The organism is Micromonospora arida (assembly GCF_042873195.1).
GTDB classification, from domain to species: domain Bacteria; phylum Actinomycetota; class Actinomycetes; order Mycobacteriales; family Micromonosporaceae; genus Micromonospora; species Micromonospora arida.
In genome coordinates this window covers 662,875-681,006 of record NZ_JBIALC010000001.1, presented here as the reverse complement: position 1 = coordinate 681,006, position 18,132 = coordinate 662,875, and the positions used below count along the sequence as shown (strand labels likewise).

17 protein-coding genes and 1 pseudogene are annotated in these 18,132 nt (G+C 72.3%); 8 read left to right on the top strand and 10 right to left on the bottom strand.

Annotation, left to right across the window (positions count from 1 at the left end; translation table 11 throughout):
• Positions 1-17: 17 nt before the first annotated feature.
• Together ACFYP0_RS03355 and ACFYP0_RS03350 are read left to right on the top strand one after the other, a co-directional pair.
• The gene (locus ACFYP0_RS03355) at positions 18-743 is read left to right on the top strand and encodes a TetR/AcrR family transcriptional regulator (RefSeq protein WP_355497948.1); all 726 of its coding nucleotides are present in this window, start codon (positions 18-20) and stop codon (positions 741-743) included.
• 26 nt (positions 744-769) lie between these two features.
• Positions 770-1,588 carry a hypothetical protein gene (locus ACFYP0_RS03350; protein WP_355497951.1) on the top strand — a complete coding sequence of 273 codons (819 nt, stop codon included), beginning with the start codon at positions 770-772 and terminating at the stop codon, positions 1,586-1,588.
• 64 nt (positions 1,589-1,652) lie between these two features.
• Here ACFYP0_RS03350 and ACFYP0_RS03345 read toward each other — a convergent pair whose 3' ends face one another.
• The gene (locus tag ACFYP0_RS03345; protein ID WP_355497954.1) at positions 1,653-3,206 is read right to left on the bottom strand and encodes an NAD(P)/FAD-dependent oxidoreductase; all 1,554 of its coding nucleotides are present in this window, start codon (positions 3,204-3,206) and stop codon (positions 1,653-1,655) included.
• Positions 3,207-3,375: 169 nt separating this feature from the next.
• Here ACFYP0_RS03345 and ACFYP0_RS03340 point away from each other — a divergent pair, with 169 nt between their 5' ends.
• The 4 genes and pseudogenes from ACFYP0_RS03340 to ACFYP0_RS03325 all read left to right on the top strand — a co-directional run bounded on the left by ACFYP0_RS03340 (position 3,376) and on the right by ACFYP0_RS03325 (position 6,201).
• A complete protein-coding gene (locus ACFYP0_RS03340; RefSeq protein WP_355497957.1) occupies positions 3,376-4,602 on the top strand; it encodes a hypothetical protein in 1,227 nt (408 codons plus the stop codon).
• Positions 4,603-4,636: 34 nt separating this feature from the next.
• A complete protein-coding gene (locus tag ACFYP0_RS03335; protein WP_356978456.1) occupies positions 4,637-5,077 on the top strand; it encodes a hypothetical protein in 441 nt (146 codons plus the stop codon).
• A 108-nt stretch (positions 5,078-5,185) separates the two neighbouring features.
• A pseudogene (locus ACFYP0_RS03330) lies at positions 5,186-5,745 on the top strand (GNAT family N-acetyltransferase).
• 42 nt (positions 5,746-5,787) lie between these two features.
• The gene (locus ACFYP0_RS03325) at positions 5,788-6,201 is read left to right on the top strand and encodes a type II toxin-antitoxin system Phd/YefM family antitoxin (RefSeq protein WP_356978454.1); all 414 of its coding nucleotides are present in this window, start codon (positions 5,788-5,790) and stop codon (positions 6,199-6,201) included.
• Positions 6,202-6,478: 277 nt separating this feature from the next.
• Here the strand turns inward: ACFYP0_RS03325 and ACFYP0_RS03320 are convergent, their stop codons facing one another.
• The 6 genes from ACFYP0_RS03320 to ACFYP0_RS03295 all read right to left on the bottom strand — a co-directional run bounded on the left by ACFYP0_RS03320 (position 6,479) and on the right by ACFYP0_RS03295 (position 13,041).
• Complete coding sequence (locus ACFYP0_RS03320) at positions 6,479-7,546, bottom strand: ABC transporter ATP-binding protein (protein WP_356978452.1); 1,068 nt, start codon at positions 7,544-7,546, stop codon at positions 6,479-6,481.
• On the bottom strand, positions 7,543-8,379 hold the full coding sequence (gene modB / locus ACFYP0_RS03315; protein ID WP_356978450.1) for a molybdate ABC transporter permease subunit: 837 nt from the start codon (positions 8,377-8,379) through the stop codon (positions 7,543-7,545). Before modB ends, ACFYP0_RS03320 begins: the two co-directional genes overlap by 4 nt.
• Positions 8,376-9,167, bottom strand: a complete 792-nt coding sequence (gene modA / locus ACFYP0_RS03310; protein ID WP_356978578.1) for a molybdate ABC transporter substrate-binding protein — start codon at positions 9,165-9,167, stop codon at positions 8,376-8,378. The genes modB and modA overlap by 4 nt, the downstream gene beginning before the upstream one ends.
• A 164-nt stretch (positions 9,168-9,331) precedes the next feature.
• Positions 9,332-9,751, bottom strand: coding sequence for a TOBE domain-containing protein (locus tag ACFYP0_RS03305; RefSeq protein WP_386994179.1), 420 nt, complete (start codon positions 9,749-9,751; stop codon positions 9,332-9,334).
• 517 nt (positions 9,752-10,268) lie between these two features.
• Positions 10,269-10,760, bottom strand: a complete 492-nt coding sequence (smpB, locus tag ACFYP0_RS03300; protein WP_124856073.1) for an SsrA-binding protein SmpB — start codon at positions 10,758-10,760, stop codon at positions 10,269-10,271.
• A gap of 43 nt (positions 10,761-10,803) precedes the next feature.
• Positions 10,804-13,041: a hypothetical protein gene (locus ACFYP0_RS03295; protein ID WP_356978446.1), complete on the bottom strand. Its 2,238-nt coding sequence runs from the start codon at positions 13,039-13,041 to the stop codon at positions 10,804-10,806.
• A gap of 151 nt (positions 13,042-13,192) precedes the next feature.
• Here ACFYP0_RS03295 and ACFYP0_RS03290 point away from each other — a divergent pair, with 151 nt between their 5' ends.
• The gene (locus ACFYP0_RS03290; protein WP_091398639.1) at positions 13,193-14,851 is read left to right on the top strand and encodes an FAD-dependent oxidoreductase; all 1,659 of its coding nucleotides are present in this window, start codon (positions 13,193-13,195) and stop codon (positions 14,849-14,851) included.
• A 42-nt stretch (positions 14,852-14,893) separates the two neighbouring features.
• The gene (locus ACFYP0_RS03285) at positions 14,894-16,351 is read left to right on the top strand and encodes an ATP-binding protein (protein ID WP_356978444.1); all 1,458 of its coding nucleotides are present in this window, start codon (positions 14,894-14,896) and stop codon (positions 16,349-16,351) included.
• Between the two features lie 197 nt (positions 16,352-16,548).
• Here the strand turns inward: ACFYP0_RS03285 and ACFYP0_RS03280 are convergent, their stop codons facing one another.
• The 3 genes from ACFYP0_RS03280 to ACFYP0_RS03270 are packed head-to-tail and all read right to left on the bottom strand — an operon-like array spanning position 16,549 to position 18,130.
• The gene (locus ACFYP0_RS03280; RefSeq protein WP_355497975.1) at positions 16,549-17,064 is read right to left on the bottom strand and encodes an NUDIX domain-containing protein; all 516 of its coding nucleotides are present in this window, start codon (positions 17,062-17,064) and stop codon (positions 16,549-16,551) included.
• A gap of 59 nt (positions 17,065-17,123) precedes the next feature.
• Positions 17,124-17,765 carry an SRPBCC family protein gene (locus ACFYP0_RS03275; RefSeq protein ID WP_355497978.1) on the bottom strand — a complete coding sequence of 214 codons (642 nt, stop codon included), beginning with the start codon at positions 17,763-17,765 and terminating at the stop codon, positions 17,124-17,126.
• Positions 17,765-18,130, bottom strand: coding sequence for an ArsR/SmtB family transcription factor (locus tag ACFYP0_RS03270; RefSeq protein ID WP_355497981.1), 366 nt, complete (start codon positions 18,128-18,130; stop codon positions 17,765-17,767). Before ACFYP0_RS03270 ends, ACFYP0_RS03275 begins: the two co-directional genes overlap by 1 nt.
• Positions 18,131-18,132: the final 2 nt, after the last annotated feature.

The window sequence follows — 18,132 nt, the reverse complement described above, 5'->3', positions numbered from 1 at the left end:
TACCGTACACTGTATTGGTGGATACACCGTACGGTAGCGGACCCCTGCCCGTCTGGGAGCGGCCCGAACCTCAGCCGCGGGCGGTGCCGGTGCCGTTGAGCCGCGAGAAGATCGCCGCTACGGCGATCCGGCTTGCCGACGAGCACGGCCTCGACGGGCTGTCATTGCGCAAGATCGCCAAAGAGCTCGGTGTCGGGCCGATGCGGCTCTACGACTACGTGATCAACAAGTCGGAGCTGCTCGATCTCATGGTCGACGTCGTCTATGCCCGGATCGCCGAGGTGGGCCAGCGCTCCGGGTGGCGCGACACCGTGCTGGCCATCGCCCACGCGACCCGCGACGCCGCCCTTGACCACGAGTGGTTCTCCGACGTGCTCGGCGGACGGCCACACCTGGGACCACACGCGCTCGCCGTGGGCGAAGCGACCGCCGCGGCGCTCAGTGCGGCCCCCGGCGTGCGGGACATTGACGATCTCCAGCGAGCCGTGGGCGCCCTCAACGCCTTCATCGTCGGATCGGTCCGCAGAGAGGTCACCGAACGACGCACCGCACGTGCCACCGGCACCGATGAAGCTGCCTTCCAGGCCAGCCTCGGCCCCTACCTCACGCGCATGTTGAAAACCGGCAGGTACCCCACCGTGGCCCGACTCGTCATCGACGGCGCCCACCTCAACGCCGAGGAGACCTTCAACCACAACCTGACCACCATCCTGGACGGCATCACCAGCCGACCCGCGACGTGATCCCGAATCCAGACAGGAGGCCACGAGTGGACGTCAGCCTGGCGACGAGCGCCGGAAGGGCCAACCGGTCGAACGAGGACTTCGTCGGTGCGGTTCCCGGCGCCGTCGTCCTGCTCGACGGTGCCGGCATTCCGGGAGCCGAGTCACTCTGCTCCCACGGCGTCGCCTGGTACACGCACCGCCTCGGCGGCGTGCTGCTCGGCTACCTGTCGCGCGGCGACGGGCGAGAGCTCGCCACGATCCTCGCCACCGCCATCGGCGAGATCGCCGCCGAGCACGGCGACACCTGCGACATCGCGGACCCCAGCAGCCCGCAGGCCACCGTCGCGATGGTCCGCGCCCGCCAGGACCGCCTGGACTGGCTCCTGCTCGCGGACTCCTTCCTCGTCATCGACCAGGTCGACGCCGGCCCGCTGGTGATCACCGATGAGCGCGAGATGACTGCCCGGCGGGAATGCTCGGCGCCGCTGGCCGGCATTGCTCAGGAAACGCCAGCGTACGACCGGGTGCGAGCCTCCTGCGCCACCGCGCTGCGTGCCCGCCGGAACCAGCCGGGCGGCTACTGGATCGCCAAGGACGACCCGCGCGCCGCGCGGGAAGCGGTGACCGGCAGCCGATCCCTCGCCGACGTGAACGGTGTCGCCCTGCTCAGCAACGGCGCCAGCCGCATCGTCAGCCCGTACGGTCGGACCGACTGGCCGGGCGTGCTGGACCTGCTTCGGGCCAGCGGGCCGGCCGGCGTCATCGCCTGCGTCCGGCAGGCCGAGGCGCAGACCACCGGTGACGCGGATGCGCACAGCCCGGACGACGCCACAGTGGCCCACTGCACGCACCTGCCACGTTGAGCACCTCTCCGCAGAGTGCCGATGACCCCGTCCGTCGACCCGTGCCGTGAGAGAATGCTCGGCTTCACGCGTGAGACGGGGGAGCTGCGACAGGGGCGCGGTCGTCCGACCCCTCCGGCACGGTGATCGGGGCCGCGATGATCCGGCTGGGCACCACCGGAGCGTCCCGGCCGGTGCCCCGCCGGCTGTCGCCTCCGGAGGATTCCTCGTGGTAGTCCTGCTCCACGTTGACCGACCAGACGTCGTGCGTACTCCCGGTGGCGATGTTCTCTGCGGTGAGCATCGCGGTCAGCATCGAGTGGTCCTGGTTGTTGTAGCGGTGCATGCCGTTGCGGCCCACCGGGTGCACGTTCGGCACCGCCTCGGTCAGCCAGGCCCGGATCACGTCCACGTTGTGCTGGTAGCGCTCGTCGTACACCGGGTAGGCCTTGGGCATGCGCACGACGTAGCCGGCCTCCACCACGCCGGGTCGAACCAATTCCAACCGCTCCAGCTCCGCGGTGGCGAGGGCCACGAGGTCGGCATCCGGGGTACGCCACATCTCGTCGTCCTCGAACACGAAGTACTCCAGGCCCAGGCAGGTGCGGCCGTCCTTGACGAGGTACGGCGACCAGGAGCCGAAGTTCTGGATCCGGCCCACCCGTACCCCCGGGTCGTGCACGTAGATCCAGTTGTCCGGGAACGAGAACTCCGCCGGCACGACCAGGGCGACCGTCAAAAAGTCGCGGTAGCGCAGGTCGGCCGCGCAGGCCAGCACCTCCGGCGGTGGCGGCGGATGCAGCGCGGTCACCAGCTCCGAGATCGGCATGGACGAGATCACGTGGTCGGCAGCTTCGGTACGCTGCCCGCCCGCGCCGTTGACCGTCACGCTGATCGCCCGCCGACGGGCCGGGTCTCGGTGCACGGCGGTGACCCAACTGCCGGTGGACAGTTGCCCGCCCCGCTCGCGAACCTGCTCGGCGCAGCGCTCCCACATCATCCCGGGCCCGTACTTCGGGTACTGGAACTCCTCGATCAGGCTGGTCACGTCGGTGCGTCGGCCTCGGGGCAGCAGCGCGTTGCGGATCGCCGCGGCCAGCGACAGGTTCTTGATCCGCTGCGCCGCCCAGTCGGCCTGCAGCCGGTCCGCCGGCATGCCCCAGACCTTCTCGGTGTAGGTCTTGAAGAAGATCGAGTACAGCCGCCAGCCGAACCGGGCCGACACCCAGCCCTCGAAGTGTGACTGGTCCCGTGGCGGCCGCAGCCGGGCGCGGGCGTACGAGCCGAGGCAGCGGACGGCCTCCGGCAGACCCAGGTTGCGCAGCGCGTTCACGGCGCTGAGCGGGTAGTTGAACAGAGCGCCCCGGTAGAAGATGCGGCTCATCCGGGGCCGGGTCAGGAAGTCCTCGTCCGGCAGGATCTCGTGCCAGAACGCCTCCACCCGGGGCACCTTCGTGAAGAACCGGTGCCCGCCGATGTCGAACCGCCACCCGTCGCGCTCCACGGTCCGACTGATCCCGCCGACCACCTCGTCGGCCTCGAACACCTGAACCGACCGGCCGTGCCGGAGCAGCTCGTACGCCGCGGTGAGCCCGGCCGGCCCCGCACCGATGACCACCGTGCCGTTCTGCTCGCTCATGCTGACGCGCTCCCTGCTCATCGCCATGGTTGAGGCGCGGCGTCCAGCCGTTAAGCGCAGAATGTCACACTTAGTAGTGGTTGGTCCTCGCTTCGGCGGGGCGCGCTCCGGCGTACCACGAGAAGAGCGACTCCCCCCGTGCGACCGGGGGATCGGGGAAGCGGGACGGATGGACCGGTGGCGCAGCGGCGCGACGACGCTGGCCGCCCGGGCGGTCGCGGCCGGCCGTGGCGGAGTGCTCCTGGCCCGCCGGATGCCGGCGCCCTGGCCGTACGTCATCGGCCTGTTCCTCGGCGCGAAGCTGCTGCTCACCCTGCTCGGGCTCCTGGTCCTGCACGCCTGGGACGACATCCCCGACGCGCCGCCGGCCGACGAGGCGTTGATGTGGGCGCAACAGCGGGAAATCTCCGGGCATCGGTGGATCTCCTTCTGGTTCGCCTGGGACTCGCTGCTCTACCTGCGGCTGAGCGAGCTGCCGCTGACCGGGCCGTGGCGAGACTTCGGATTTCCGCTGCTGTACCCGTTCCTGGCCCGGCCCCTCGGCGCGGTGCTCGGCGGCGACACCGCACTGGCCCTGTTGCTGATCAGCAACGTCGCGTTCCTGCTGGCGCTCTGGTACGGCTACCGGCTGGCGGAGCTGCTGCTCGGCGACGCGGACGCGGCCCGCCGGTTCACCCGTTACCTGGTGCTGCTGCCGACCGCGTTCCTGTTCCAGGCCGCGCTGACCGAATCGCTCTTCGTCTGCCTCGCATTGGCCACCTTCTACTACGCCGAGCGCCGCCGGTGGCTGCTGGTCGGCGTGATCGGCTACTTCCTGGCGATGAGCCGCTCCGTCGGCCTGCTCGTGGCGCTGCCGCTGGCCCTGGTGCTGCTCGGGCAGCACGACTGGCGGCTCGGCCCACGCGCCCTGCTCGGCTATCTCCGGATCGGCTGGCCGTTGGTGCTGCTACCCGCCGGATGGTTCACCTTCATGGCGTACTGCCGGTGGCGGGGCGGGGACTGGTTCGCCTACCAGCACGCCCAGGCGACCGGATGGGGCATCAAGGTGCAGAACCCCGTTCCGGTGCTGCTCAACGGGTTGACCGGGGAGCCGCGCGACGCCGCCCGGGTGTGGTTCGCCGTGGCCGTCCTCGCCGTGCTGGTCGCCGGGTTCCGCCGCCGGGAGCTGGCCTACCTGGTGTACGGCGTCCTCATGGTGCTGGTGCCGCTGTCGATGGGCCCGCCGGTGTACAAGAGCCTGCTGCGCTATCTGCTCGCCGCGTTTCCGGTGGCGCTGGTGCTGGCCCGCTGGGCCCGCCACGCCAGCGTCGACGTGTGGCTGACCGCGACGCTCGCCGTGGTGCAGGGCGTGCTGTTCGTGCTCTGGCTCAGCTACTGGACCCACATGATCATCTGATTGGCGCTGCCCTCGGCCGGGCAAGATGTATGCGATGACCGAGCCACGGGTACGCCTCGACGACCTGGGCGCCTGGCTGATCAAGGGCAACGCGGACCTGGTCGACCTCGCCGCCCGGTTCGCCCGTGAGCCACTGGTGACGAGCTGGTGCGTACGTCCCGGCTACCGGGCGCGGTTGATGCGCGCCGGGCAGCCGGTCGTCTTTTGGGCCAGCGGCAGCCGGGGCCGACTGCCGTACGGAGTGTGGGGCGTCGGGCGGGTCGCCGGGGCGGCCGAGCCAGGCGCACCGGGGCAGCCGTGGTCGGTGCCGCTGGTTCTGCCCATCCTCGCCGAACGGGACCGGGTCTCCCGGCTGCTGTTGCGCGCCGATGACCGGCTCGCCGCCCTGGAGGTGTTCCGTCAGCCGCAGGCCGCCAACCCCTCCTACCTGACAGTGGCCCAGTTCGCCGCGCTGCAGACCCACCTGCCGGGGTGAGCGCTGCGGGCCCACCTGCCGGCGTGGGCGCTGCGGGCGGCCGTGCCTCGACCGAGGTGCCTGTGCGAGCCTGCTACGGACGTGAGAAGCGCTTTGATTGGAGGCCCGGTGTTCGCCCTGCCGTTGACGAGGACGTCGAGCTGCGCCCGTTGAACCCGTGGCGGGCCGAGGAGTTCCTCACCCACCTCGATCGGGCCCGTGAGCACATCCAGCCCTGGGTGTCGCCGTCCTTCGTCGCCACCGACCTGCCGTCGGCCCGTGCGGTGTTGCAGCGGTACGCCGACCGCTGGGCCAGCGACAGCGGTGGCATCTGGGGGCTGTGGTGGCGGGACACGCTCGTCGGTGGGGTCATGTTCGTGTCGTTCGACGTGACCCGGGGCGTCTGCGAGGTCGGTTGCTGGGTGGAGCCGGCGGCGCAGGGCAGAGGCCTGGTCGCCCCGGCGGTGCGCCGGATCGTCGACTGGGCGGTGCGCGAGCGCGGCATCCAGCGGGTGGAGTGGCGTACCAACGCCGACAACACCCGCAGCAAGGCCCTCGCCGACCGGCTCGGCCTGCGCCTCGACGGCACGCTGCGCCAGGTCAGCCCGGGTCCGCACGGTCGGATCGACCTTGAGGTCTGGTCGGTGCTGGCCGACGAGTGGTCTGCCGCGCCACGCACCGTCCACTGACGACAGCGAATAGTTGTCATACCCGCGCGGCACCATGCATCCATGGCCGTCCCCGCGCTCACCCCTCATTCCGACCCGCCGCGTTCCGTGCCGCTGCGTGAGGCGCGCACCCGGTTCAGCCAGCTCGTCGCGCTGGCCGAGCTGACCGACGCGGTCACCGTCGTCACCCGCGACGGCGATCCCCGCCCGGTCGCCGCGATCGTCCCCGCCGCAGCCGCCCGCAGCGGCGCCCAGGCCCGCGCCGACGCCGACCGGCTCGCGACGGTCACCGCCGGCTGGGCCCGCCGCCTCGAGGAGCAGCACCGGCGCAGCACACAGCGGCACGCCGCCGAGCTTGGCGCGGTCCGCGCGGCGCTGGCCGAGGCATGGGCCGAGCTGGACAGCCGGGTTGTCCCGGGCAGCGATCAGACGCTGGCCCGGCTGCGCGCCGCGCATGCCGACCTGCTGGCCGGCTGACTCGCGTCCGTGCCCGGGTGGCGTTGGCCGCACCCGCCTCAGCGGGTGCCGCGCCGCGCATGCCGACCTGCTCGCCGGCTGACTCGCGCCGCGTTGGCCGCACCCGCTGAGGCGGGTGACGCGCCGGGTGTGCGGCAGTGTCGTGCCGGCTGACCGGTCCCGAGTTGGCGGGACAACCCGGTCGGCGTCCACGGGTAGCCGGCGGTCGGCGTGGCAAGGGCGGCGGCGACGGACGCGCCGGCCGGGTCCAGCCGGTGACGCTGTGGCCGGCTTCGGGTCAGCCGGTGGCCGGGTACGCGTGGGTCTCGGTCGCCTTGACCGCCACCCAGACCCGCTGGCCGGGGATCAGCCGCAGCTGGGCGGCGGCGGCCGGCGTGACGTCGGCGGCCACCCCGATCGGTCCGTCCAGTTGCACCCGAACGTTGTCACCGTGGCGCTGGACGCCGGCCACTGTGCCCGCCCAGATGTTCCGTGGGCTGCCCTCCGGTCGGGCCGGGTGCAGAGCCACCGCTGCCGGGCGAAACGCCACGAACGCTTCGCCGTCCAACCGGTCGGCGACCGTGAGGGTCAGCTCCGGCGACACCCGCACCCCGTGCCCGTCGGCGCGACCCCGGTACAGGTTCAGCCCGACCAGCCGGGCGACGTAGTCGGTGCGCGGGCGGGCGGTGACGCTCGGCCCGTCGCCCTCCTGCACCACCCGGCCACCCTCGACGATGACCAGCCGGTCGGCCAACGCCAGCGCGTCCAGCGGGTCGTGGGTGACCAGCACCGTCGCGCCCGCGTGCGCCGACAGGTGCCGGTGCAGCTCTGCGCGGGTGTCCAGCCGGGTGCGGGCGTCCAGCGCGGCGAGCGGCTCGTCCAACAGCAGCAGCGACGGCGCCACGGCCAGCGCGCGGGCCAGCGCCACCCGCTGCGCCTGACCGCCGGAGAGCTGCCGCGGCCGGCGCTGCGCCTGCGCGTCAAGTCCCACCCGACCCAGCCAATCCCGGGCCGTGGCGCGGGCGGCCCGCCGCTCGACGCCGTGCCGGCGCGGCCCGAAGGCCACGTTGTCCAATGCGCTGAGGTGCGGAAACAGCAGGTAGTCCTGGAAGACCACGCCGATCGACCGGCGTTCGGTGGGCACCCAGCCACCGGTCGTCGGGCGGTCCAGGTCGACGTCGTCGAGGGTGACGTGCCCGTCGGTGAGGGGATGCAGCCCGGCCAGCGCCCGCAGCGCGGTGGTCTTGCCGGCGCCGTTCGGGCCGAGCAGCGCCACCACCTCGCCCGGCGCGACCCGCAGCGGCACGTCGAGCCGGAAGACGCCCCGGTCGACGACGAGCCGCGCGTCGAGAAGTCGGTCGCTCATGCGGTGGTCATCCAGCGGTCCCGCAACGCCACCAGGATGCCCACCGACACGACGAGCAGCACCAGGCTGAGCACGATCGCGGACTCCAGGTCCGTCTCCAACGCCAGGTAGACGGCGAGCGGCATGGTCTGCGTCCTACCGGGGTAGTTGCCGGCGAAGGTGATGGTGGCACCGAACTCGCCGAGCGCCCGCGCCCAGCAGAGCACCGCCCCGGCGGCCAGACCGGGCGCCACCAGCGGCAGCGTGACGTGGGTGAAGGTGGTCCACCGGCTGGCGCCCAACGTCGCCGCGGCCTCCTCGTAGCGGTGGTCGGCGGCGCGTAGCGCACCCTCCACGGCGATCACCAGGAACGGCATGGCGACGAACGCCTCGGCCAGCACGACACCCGTCGTGGTGAAGGGCAGGGTGACGCCGAACGTGCTGTCGAGCCAGCCCCCGAGCAGACCGCGCCGGCCGAAGACCAGCAACAGCGCCACCCCACCGACCACCGGCGGCAGCACCAGCGGCACGGTGACCAGCGCGCGTACCAGCCGACGGCCGGGAAACTCGACCCGGGCCAGCACCCAGGCGAGCGGCACCCCGAGCAGCAGACACAGCGCGGTGGCCAGGGTGGCGGTCTGCACCGACAGCCGCAGGGCGGTCAACGCGCCCGGTTCGGTGAGCCGCTCCGGCAGGGTCGTCCACGGTGCCCGGATCAGCAGCCCCGCCAACGGCAGGACGAGAAACAGCAACCCGAGCCCGGCGGGGATCAGCAGCGCCGCCGGCACCCGACCGCGCCGTCGAGGCGTGGCCGGCCGACGGCGGGGTGTGTTGTGCTCGTGAACCTGGCTCACGGAGTCTGGAACCCCGCCTCGGCAAGGACCGCCTGCGCCGGCGCCGAGCTGACGTACGCGACGAAGGCCCGTGCGCCGTCCGGATTCGGCGCGTCCTTCAACGCGACGATCGGGTAGTCGTTGACCGCCCGCGCCGACTCGGGAAACTCCACGCCGGTCACGTCGGCGCTCGCCGCCCGCGTGTCCGTTCGGTAGACCAGTGCCGCGTCGACCTCGCCGAGCTTCACCTTGGCGAGCGCACCCTTGACGTCCCGTTCCAGGGTGACCGGCGTCAGCGCGACGCCGGCCGCGTCCAGGGCGGTGCGGGCCGCCGCGCCGCAGGGAACCTGACTGGCGCAGAGCGCCACCTTCACACCCGGCCTGGTCAGGTCGGCCAGGCCGGCCACCGCCTTCGGGTTGCCCCGGGGCACCGCGATCACCAGCTGGTTGCGGGCGAAGACGCTCGGCGTGCCGTCGGCGGCGCCGGCCTCGATGACCGTGGTCATGTTCGTCGGGGCGGCCGAGGCGAACACGTCCGCCGGCGCGCCCTGGGTGATCTGGTTGGCCAGGGCGGAACTGCCGGCGACGTTGAGGGTCACGCGGCTGCCCGGGTTGGCGGCCGCGAAGTCCTTCCCGATGCGGGTGAACGACTCGGTCAGCGAGGCGGCCGCGAACACGGTCACCGGGCCGGTCACCCTCCCGTCCCCACCGCTACCGGTTGCCCGGCCGTCGCCCGCGCCGCAGCCGGTCACCGCCAGGCCGGCCGCCACCAGCACGGCCACCGCCGTACGCCTGCTCCGCGCGTTCATCCGCCCGACAGCCCGCGCGTCCATCCGCCCGACAGCTGGCGCGTTCACCTGGCCGACAGTCCGCGCGTCCATCCGCCCGACCGTCCCCGCGCCCATCCGCCCGACAGCGCGCGCGTCCATCCGCCCGACCGTCCCCGCGCCCATCCGCCCGACAGCCCGCGCGTTCATCTGGCCGACCGTCCGCGCGCCGGGGCGGGTGCGGCCCGCTCCACCACGACGGTGGTCGACTTGATCACCGCAACGGCCACCGACCCGACTCGCAGGTCGAGCTCGTCGACGGCCTCCCGGCTCATCAGCGACACGACCCGGAACGGGCCCGCCTGGATGTCGACCTGGGCCATCACCGTGTCCTTACGGACGTCGACGACGATGCCGCGCAACCGGTTGCGGGCCGAGGAGAACTCGGCACCCGCATCCGGGTCGTTGGCCTGAGCGCGAGCGAACGAGGCCAGGTCGACGCCGTCGACGACCCGGTGGCCGTGCTCGTCACGCCCGGCCGTCAGGCGCCCGGCGTCCACCCAGCGGCGAACGGTGTCGGCGCTGACGCCGAGCAGGTCGGCCGCCTCCCCGATCCGGTACGTCATCACCCGCTCACCCTAACGCTCGCATTTGCCAGCGCGGAAGCCCGACGTGGGCAGCAATCGCGTGGGCGTGAGGGTCGCAACGCCAGCAGTTGCGCCCGCCTGCTCGGTCTCCGGACGCCTGCGACCCTCTTGGGCGCTCCCGCAAGATCGTGCTCGAACCAGGAAGTAGTGGTGTCGGCGTATCGATGAGGCCACTACATCCTGGTTCGAGCACGATCTTGGAGTGGGGTGCAGAACAGGCGGACGCCCGCGGCGGCACGTGTGCGGGGCCGCCCCGCGAAGGAGCGTGTGCGGGGCCGCCCCCGCGAAGGAGCGTGTGCGGGGCCGCCCCGCGAAGGAGCGCGTGCGAAGGCCTCTGCGAGAGCGCGTCAGCGAGGCCACCCCACGCAGCACATGCGAAGGCACCCGCGAAGGGCGCCGCAAAAACCCGCGCGAAGGCGCTCCACCAGGAGCCCGCATGAGGGCACGCCGCTCCGAGCGCGTGCGGACGAGCCGTGTCCTGGGACGAGCGGCGGCGTCAGGGCCGGCGGGGGTGTCCCTTGAGGTGCCGGCCCAGCTCGCGGGCGATCTCCCGGTTGGCGTCGCGCTCGGCCAGCGTCTGCCGCTTGTCGTAGGAGCGCTTGCCCTTGGCGAGAGCCAACTCGACCTTGGCGAAGCCGTTCTCGAAGTACATCGACAGCGGAACGAGGGTCACCCCGCCCTCGCGGACCTTGTCCAGGATCCGGTCGATCTCGGCGCGGTGCAGCAGCAGCTTGCGGTTGCGGCGCGGGGCGTGGTTGGTCCACGTGCCGTAGGCGTACTCGGCGATGTGCAGGCCGTACAACACGATCTCGCCGTCGCGCTCGTGCGCGAACGCGTCCACCAGCGAGGCCCGCCCCTCGCGCAGCGACTTCACCTCGGTGCCGACCAGCACGATGCCCGCCTCGTACGTGCGCAGCACGGTGTACTCGTGTCGGGCCTTCTTGTTCGAGGCGATCAACCGGCGGGCGGGTGGCTTGGACGGGGTCACCAGGCGACGATATCCGGCCGCCGGAGCACTCGTACCGGCCGGCTCAGTCGCGTGCCGGGCGCGCGGGGCGCAGTCGCGCGGTCAGGTCCCGTACCGCGTCCCCGAACGCCTCCTGCGACTCACACGGCCAGTGTCCGAGGATCGGTGGTGGAACGCTGTCGCTGGGCGCCGGCACCACATCCCGCGGGTCGGTCAGCCGCCGGTCCACGGTCGCCGGCGGACCGGTCAGCGTCTCAGCCTCCCCGGGACGGTGGGAGGCGAAGATCCAGCCGCCGATCGGGTCGGTGTCGCGCCACAGGTTGATCCAGCGCCAGCCGATCCGTTCGCCGATCTCCCGCAGCGCCGGCTCGTCGGCGTAGGCCGGGAAGAGCCGGGAGTACAGCCGGCCCAGCGGTGACCCGTAGGTCAGCAGGGCGACCCGCTCGGTGATCCGGGTGGGCAGTTGCAGGACCGTGGCGGCGAGCAGCACCGAGCCGTGGCTGTGTCCGGCCAGCAGCACACCCTGCCCCTGTTCCACCAGGTAGGTGATTCGCTTGGCCAACTCCGGCACGGCCCGCTCGGCGTAGCAGGGCGGCGCGAACGGGTGCGCCGCCCGGGGCCAGAAGGTGCCCAGATCCCAGAGCACCCCCACGTACCGACGGAACTGCGCCGTCCGGTACGCGAAGATGCCGCCCACCACCAGGCCGAGCAGGATCGCGGCGATCACGTAGCTACCCGACCCGATCAGGAAGTTGACCATGCTCTCCGGCACCCCGACGTAGCGCTGCGCCAGCTCGCCCGGCATGAGCTGGAGCAGGCCGAGAACGCTGGTGGACAGGCCGAGCGCCGCCAGCCCGGCGTACACCACGGAGAGCGGTTCCAACCGTTCGGTGAAGCGGGCCCGGGCTATCGCCCGCTCGACCCGACGCAGCCGGTCCGCCGCCGACGCGGGCGCGTGCGGAAAGTCGGCGGCCACGATCGCCTGGGCGGCCCGCCGCCGCCCGCGCCGGGTCAGCCTGGTGACCAGAGCCGCCACCAGCAGGGCGGTCACCACCGCCATGAAGAACCCGAAGATCGCCCACTTGTACGCCAGGGGAGGGCTGGTCTCCAGGCCGTCCGCGGTCGTCCCCTCGCGATCGAGCAGGTCCGCCACCCGGTAGACCAGCTCGGCCGAGAACGCCACGGCGAGCCCGGCCGAGATCGTCATGAAGACCGGCGCTCCCAACGCGCGTATCGGTGACCGGCTCTGCCCGCCGCCCCGCCGCCAGATCACCAGCACGGCGAGCGCGACCACCAGCACCGTCTGGCTGACGAACAGCCAGGCCACGATCGCGCCGTAACCGGGCAGCGCACCGCCTTGCGGCCAGGGCGCCGGGCTGATGACGACGTGCACGATCACCAGCATCGTCAGGCCGCAGGCGATGGTGCGCAGCCCGCGGAAGACGCCGTCCACCCGGGGCGACGGGTCGGTGCGGTCGATGCTCGGCACCACGGTGACCAGGACCAGGCAGGCCAGCAGCACCGCCCCGGTGGCCGTCAGCAGGGTCACCATCACCCACGAGCGGTGCTGGCTGGCTCGCGCGGCCAGCAGGCTGGCGCTCAGCGTGGCGAACGCCACCGCGACGTGGACCGAGCGCAGCCGGCCCACCAGCGGCTCGCCGTCCCACTGGCCGACGGCGCTCAACTGGTGTTTCGACGTCGGTGTCGACGACGTCCGGAACGCGTCGAACGAATGGCCCGGGCGAGCGCCCAACCCCCAGACGAGCCCGATGGCACCGACCGGCACGAGCGCCAGCAGACCCAGGCGTAGCCCGGTCGGGCGCCCGCCGAGCCAGGACAGCCAGCTCCGGCCGGCCAGGCAGGACGGGGTGTCCATGCAGCGCCACGCGACCAGGTCCAGCGCCACCCCGACGATGGAGAGCACGTAGAGCACGGTGAGGGTGAGGGCGAGCACCCGGCACAACGCCATGAAGCCGCGCTGCGAGACGGTGTTCGCCGGGCGCATCCAGAGCGCCACGTTGCAGAGCATGAACGGCAGCAGGAAAACCAGCGACAGCGTCCGCACGGCCGTGCCGGACGGCAGGTCACTCCAGCGGTACGCCTCCAGCGTCACCCCGTCCGTGCCGGTGGAGTCCGGATAGCCGGGGCGCGGTCGGTAGAAGCCTCCGCTGCGGTCCCCGGCGACCTGGTGCACGTACGGCCGGTCCAACACCTGGTCCGCGCCCGCGCCGGAGACACCGTGCACCCGCAGTTCCACGATCCCGCCCGACGTCGTCGGTCCGGTCGGTGTCGCGTCCGCCATGGGCCCCCCGAGGTGTGCGCGGCAACCGGGCGGGTCGTCGATGTCCGGCCACCCGCGCGGCTCACCGGCTTACCCGTCTGCGGGGCGGTCAACCGTCGGCCGGGCTTCGGCGATGGTGCGGTCGACCCTCGACAGGTGATTTCATGGCGCCATGGCGAACCCGGTGATCCTGACCGTCGACGACGACCCCGTGGTGTCCCGGGCGGTGGCCCGGGACATCCGGCGCCGCTACGGCGACCGCTACCGGGTGTTGCGGGCGTCCTCCGGGCCGGAGGCGCTGGACGCGCTGCGCGAGGTCAAACTGCGCGGCGAACAGGTCGCGCTGCTGCTGGCCGACCACCGGATGCCGGAGATGACCGGTGTCGAGTTCCTGGAAGCGGCCATGGACATCTTCCCGGCGGCCCGCCGGGTGCTGCTCACCGCGTACGCGGACACCGACGCCGCGATCGAGGCCATCAACGTGGTCGACCTGGACCACTACCTGCTCAAGCCCTGGCACCCGCCGGAGGAGAAGCTGTACCCGGTGGTCGACGGCCTGCTGGAGGCGTGGGCGGTCACCCCGGACGCGGCCAGCGCGGAGATCCGGGTCGTCGGACACCGCTGGTCGGCGCCGTCGTTCAAGGTCCGCGACTTCCTGGCCCGCAACCTCGTGCCGTACCGATGGCTGTTGTCCGACGATCCGGAGGGCGTCCGGTTGCTCGACGCGGCCGGGGCCACCGAGGCGGACGTACCCCTGGTGGTGACGCCCGAGGGCAAGGCGTTGGTCGCCCCGAGCGAGGCCGAGTTGGCCGCGCTGGCCGGGTTGACGGTGGTGCCGGCGTGTGACTTCTACGACCTGGTGGTGATCGGCGGGGGCCCCGCCGGTCTCGGCTCGGCGGTGTACGGCGCGTCGGAGGGGCTTCGCACCGTGCTCGTGGAGCGGCGGGCGACCGGCGGTCAGGCCGGGCAGAGCAGCCGCATCGAGAACTACCTGGGCTTCCCGGACGGTGTCTCCGGCGCGCAATTGACCGATCGGGCTCGGCGGCAGGCGGTCAAGTTCGGCGCCGAACTGCTCAGCGCCCGAGAGGTGGTCGGTCTCAGCGAGGCCGGCGGTGCCCGGCTGCTGCGATTCGGCGACGGCACCGAGATCGCCGCGCACACCGTGGTGCTGGCCACCGGCGTGTCGTACCGGGTGCTCGACGCCCCGGGGCTGGCCGACTTCACCGGTCGGGGGGTGTTCTACGGGGCCGCCGCCACCGAGGCGCCGAGCTGCGTCGAGCAGGACGTCTACATCGTCGGCGGGGCGAACTCCGCCGGCCAGGCGGCGGTCCACTTCTCCCGGTACGCGTCGAGGGTGCACCTGCTCATCCGAGGTGCGGACCTGACCGCCTCGATGTCGCGTTACCTGATCGACCAGCTGGAACGGATCGACCGGATCACCGTGCACCCGCACACCGCCGTGGTCGGCGGGGCGGGAGAGGACCACCTGGAACGGCTCACGCTGTGCGACACCCGCACCGGGGAGGCCCGTTCGGTCGACACCTCCTGGCTGTTCATCTTCATCGGCGCGGAACCCCGCACCGACTGGCTGGACGGGGTGCTGGTCCGCGACGACCGTGGTTTCATCGTGACCGGTCCGGATCTGCTCGCCGGAGGGCGGCGGCCGGCCGGCTGGTCGCTGTCACGCGACCCGTACCACCTGGAAACCAGCGTGCCGGGCGTGTTCGCCGCCGGGGACGTGCGGGCCGAGTCGGTCAAGCGGGTCGCCTCGGCCGTCGGCGAGGGTGCGATGGCGGTGTCGCTGGTGCACCGCTACCTGGAGGCCCAATGAGCCGGGTTTGCGAGCCCCGCAGTCGCGAGCGAAGGAGTCCCTGTGACCACCGAGTCTGACCGGCTGACACCGGCGCAGTTGCGCACTCTGTTCCTGTTCGAGGCGCTCGACGACGGGCAGCTCGACTGGCTGGCCGAGCACGGCCGGGTCGAGCAGCGCGCCGGAGGCACCCTCGTGTACGGCGAGGGTGAACCAGCTACCTGCTTCTTCGTGCTGGTGCGCGGGGCTGTGGCGTTGAGTCGCCTGGTGCGCGGCGACGACGTCGAGGTCAGCCGGACCGACCAGCGCGGGGTGTACGGCGGTGCCACTCAGGCGTACCTGGGTGACCAGGTCGACCAGATCTACCGCAACAGCCTGCGGGCGGTGACCGACGCGGAGTTCTTCGTGTTGCCGGCGGAGGACTTCGCGCACGCCCTGCGGTCCTGGTTCCCGATGCCGATGCATCTGCTGGAGGGGTTGTTCTTCGGGATGCGGGACTCGCAGACCATCGTCGGTGAACGGGAGCGGCTGTTGGCGCTCGGTTCGCTGTCGGCGGGGCTGACCCACGAGCTGAACAACCCGGCCGCGGCGGCGGTGCGCGCCACCTCGGTGTTGCGGGACCGGGTCGCCGGGATGCGGCACAAGCTCGCCATGATCGCCGATGGGCGGCTCGACGGCAGCGCCCTGCACGGCCTGGTCGCCCTGCAGGAGGAGGCTGTCGCCCGGGTGGCCACCGCGCCGAAGCTCACCCCGATGGCCACCGCCGACGCCGAGGACACCCTCACCGACTGGCTGGAGGACCATGGCGTCGGCGGGGCCTGGGACCTGGCGCCGATCCTGGTCGGCGGTGGGCTCGACGCGGCCTGGCTGGCGCAGGTCAAGGCCGCGGTCGGCGCCGCGGACCTGGAGGCGGCGGTGCGTTGGCTCACCTACACGGTCGACACCGAGCTGCTGATGCGCGAGATCGGCGACGCGGTCACCCGGATCTCCGGGCTCGTCGGGGCCGCCAAGCAGTACTCGCAGTTGGACCGCGCGCCGCACCGGGTGGTGGACGTGCACGACCTGCTCGACGCCACGCTGGTGATGTTCAAGGGCAAGATCCCCGCCGAGGTCAAGCTGGCCCGCGAGTACGACCGGGACCTCCCACCGGTCCCGGCGTACGCGGCCGAGCTGAACCAGGTGTGGACCAACCTGATCGACAACGCGTTGGGCGCGATGGGGGAGAAGGGTGTGCTGACCGTCCGCACCGGACGGGTCGGCGACCAACTGGCAGTGGAGATCATTGACACCGGTCCCGGCATCCCGCCGGAGGTGCGCCCGCGCATCTTCGAGCCGTTCTTCACCACGAAGCCGGTGGGCGCGGGCACCGGCCTGGGGCTGGACATCTCGTACCGGATCGTGGTGCACAAACACCACGGCGACATCCGGGTGGAGACCGAGCCGGGCCGCACCACCTTCCGGGTCCTGCTGCCGATCACGGAGGGGCCACCGGACGAGCCCCACGAGGCGCCGACTACCTAGAGACAGCGAGCGGGCAGTGCCCAGGTCGGGCGCACCGCACCGCAAGATCGTGCTCGATCCATGAAGTAGTGGCTTCGGCGGCTGTTGATACCACTACAACAAGGATCAAGCACGATCTTGAGCGTTGGGCCGCCCGTGGCGGCCGGATCGTGCCGGCGGCGGTGTCAGCCGGGCGTGCAGTCAGCGAGGCGGTGGAGTCAGGCCGGGTGGTCGGGAGTGAGGAAGTCGGCGAGTACCCGGGTGTGGGTGGAGAACGCCAGCTCGACCGGGTCGGTGAGCACCAGCCACTCGGTTGCCTCCTCGGTCGGCGCCGACGGTGGCAGGTCCTCGGCCGCGCGCTCGGGCAGCACTCCGAAGACCATCATCGTGCCGCCCGCCGGGGCCCCGTGCACCGCGAACAGGCGGGCGTCCTCGGCCGCCGCGATCAGGCCGGTCTCCTCCCGCAGCTCCCGCACGAGTGCGTCGGACCACTCCTCGCCGTACTCGATGAAGCCGCCGGGCAGCGCGAGCAGGCCGCGGGCCGGCTCGATGTCCCGGCGGACCACCACCACACCCAGGCCTTCGGCCGTGCGGACCGGCAGCACCGCGACCGCCACCGGCAGCGGGTTGCGCCAGACGGTCTCGCCGCAGACCGCGCAGACTCGCGGCCATCCGGCGGCCGGCGGGTAGGCAGCGCCGCAGTAGGAGCAGTGCGAGTACGGCGTGCCGGTCATGCCGCAGCACGTTACTCCGATCCCCACCCAGGCTGCCGCGTCGCCGCCTCGTCCCGCACTCAGGCTGCCGGGTTGCCCGTGTAGAAGGCGGTGGTGCGTTCGGCGGCGGCCTTCGCCTCGTCCGCGTCGGTGCCGGCGGCGATGCTCGCTTCGCACCACAGTTGGCTGCTCAGCTCCATGGCCCGTCGTCCCTCGGCGGAGGCGGTCCACTCGGCGCCCTGCTCGGGGGTGATCCCGCTGCCGTCCGCGGCCAGGTGCGAGGCGAGGCCGAGCAGCCCGAGGTCCCAGCCGACGCCGACCGCGCCCGGCCCGAACTGGGCCCACCGGTCCTGGTCGACGTGCGCGATGTGGTCCAGGTCGAGGCGGGCCCGCTCGTCGCCGACGGGGGTGACCCGCACCTCGATCCAGCTCACCTCGCCGCCCATTTCCCAGGTGGCGGTGAAGCGGTGCGGCGGCTCGCAACTCTCGACGGTGCCGTGGGCGTTGCCCTGGAGCTGGTACGTGCCGCCCAGCCGCAGGTCGCCGGAGATCGGCAGGAACCAGCGCGGGATGCGCTCGGCGCTGGTGCAGGCGTCCCACAGATCCTCGGCCGTCGCCTGGTAGGTCTGGCTGATCGTGGTGACCCGCGCCTCACCGGCTTCCAGGGTGCGGCTGCCGACCTTCCGCTGGACGGCGTTGATCTGCTCGGTGGCGTCGAACATCAGGTGTTCCTCTCGTCGGGTGGGTCGGCGGGCCCGCGCAGCCGACGGTCGCGTCGGCCCCGAGCCAGCTCGGTGGCGAGTGCCGCCAGGGGTGGCGTCCAGAACCGGCGGAAGTGCTCCAGCCAGCCGTCGACCTCTCGCAGTGGGCGTGGGTCGACCGCGTAGAGCCGCCGGGTGCCCTCCGGCCGCACGGTGGCGAAGCCGTTGTCGCGCAACACCTTGAGGTGCTGGGACACGGCGGGCTGGGAGATGCCGAACTCCTCGCGGATGACCGCGCTGACCGCACCGGCGGTCTGCTCGCCGCCGGCGAGCAGTTCCAGGATGCGGCGCCGGACCGGATCGCCCAGCACGTCGAAGGCGTGCACGA

Excerpts from the sequence above, each read along its gene's own strand:
- ACFYP0_RS03320 (WP_356978452.1), bottom strand. The coding sequence starts at position 7,546 with ATGAGCGACCGACTTCTCGACGCGCGGCTCGTCGTCGACCGGGGCGTC.
- modA (WP_356978578.1), bottom strand. The coding sequence starts at position 9,167 with ATGAACGCGCGGAGCAGGCGTACGGCGGTGGCCGTGCTGGTGGCGGCC.
- ACFYP0_RS03295 (WP_356978446.1), bottom strand. The coding sequence starts at position 13,041 with ATGGCGGACGCGACACCGACCGGACCGACGACGTCGGGCGGGATCGTG.
- ACFYP0_RS03275 (WP_355497978.1), bottom strand. The coding sequence starts at position 17,765 with ATGTTCGACGCCACCGAGCAGATCAACGCCGTCCAGCGGAAGGTCGGC.
- ACFYP0_RS03345 (WP_355497954.1), bottom strand. The coding sequence starts at position 3,206 with ATGAGCGAGCAGAACGGCACGGTGGTCATCGGTGCGGGGCCGGCCGGG.
- ACFYP0_RS03340 (WP_355497957.1), top strand. The coding sequence starts at position 3,376 with ATGGACCGGTGGCGCAGCGGCGCGACGACGCTGGCCGCCCGGGCGGTC.
- ACFYP0_RS03290 (WP_091398639.1), top strand. The coding sequence starts at position 13,193 with ATGGCGAACCCGGTGATCCTGACCGTCGACGACGACCCCGTGGTGTCC.
- ACFYP0_RS03280 (WP_355497975.1), bottom strand. The coding sequence starts at position 17,064 with ATGACCGGCACGCCGTACTCGCACTGCTCCTACTGCGGCGCTGCCTAC.
- ACFYP0_RS03325 (WP_356978454.1), top strand. The coding sequence starts at position 5,788 with ATGGCCGTCCCCGCGCTCACCCCTCATTCCGACCCGCCGCGTTCCGTG.
- ACFYP0_RS03335 (WP_356978456.1), top strand. The coding sequence starts at position 4,637 with ATGACCGAGCCACGGGTACGCCTCGACGACCTGGGCGCCTGGCTGATC.
- ACFYP0_RS03305 (WP_386994179.1), bottom strand. The coding sequence starts at position 9,751 with ATGACGTACCGGATCGGGGAGGCGGCCGACCTGCTCGGCGTCAGCGCC.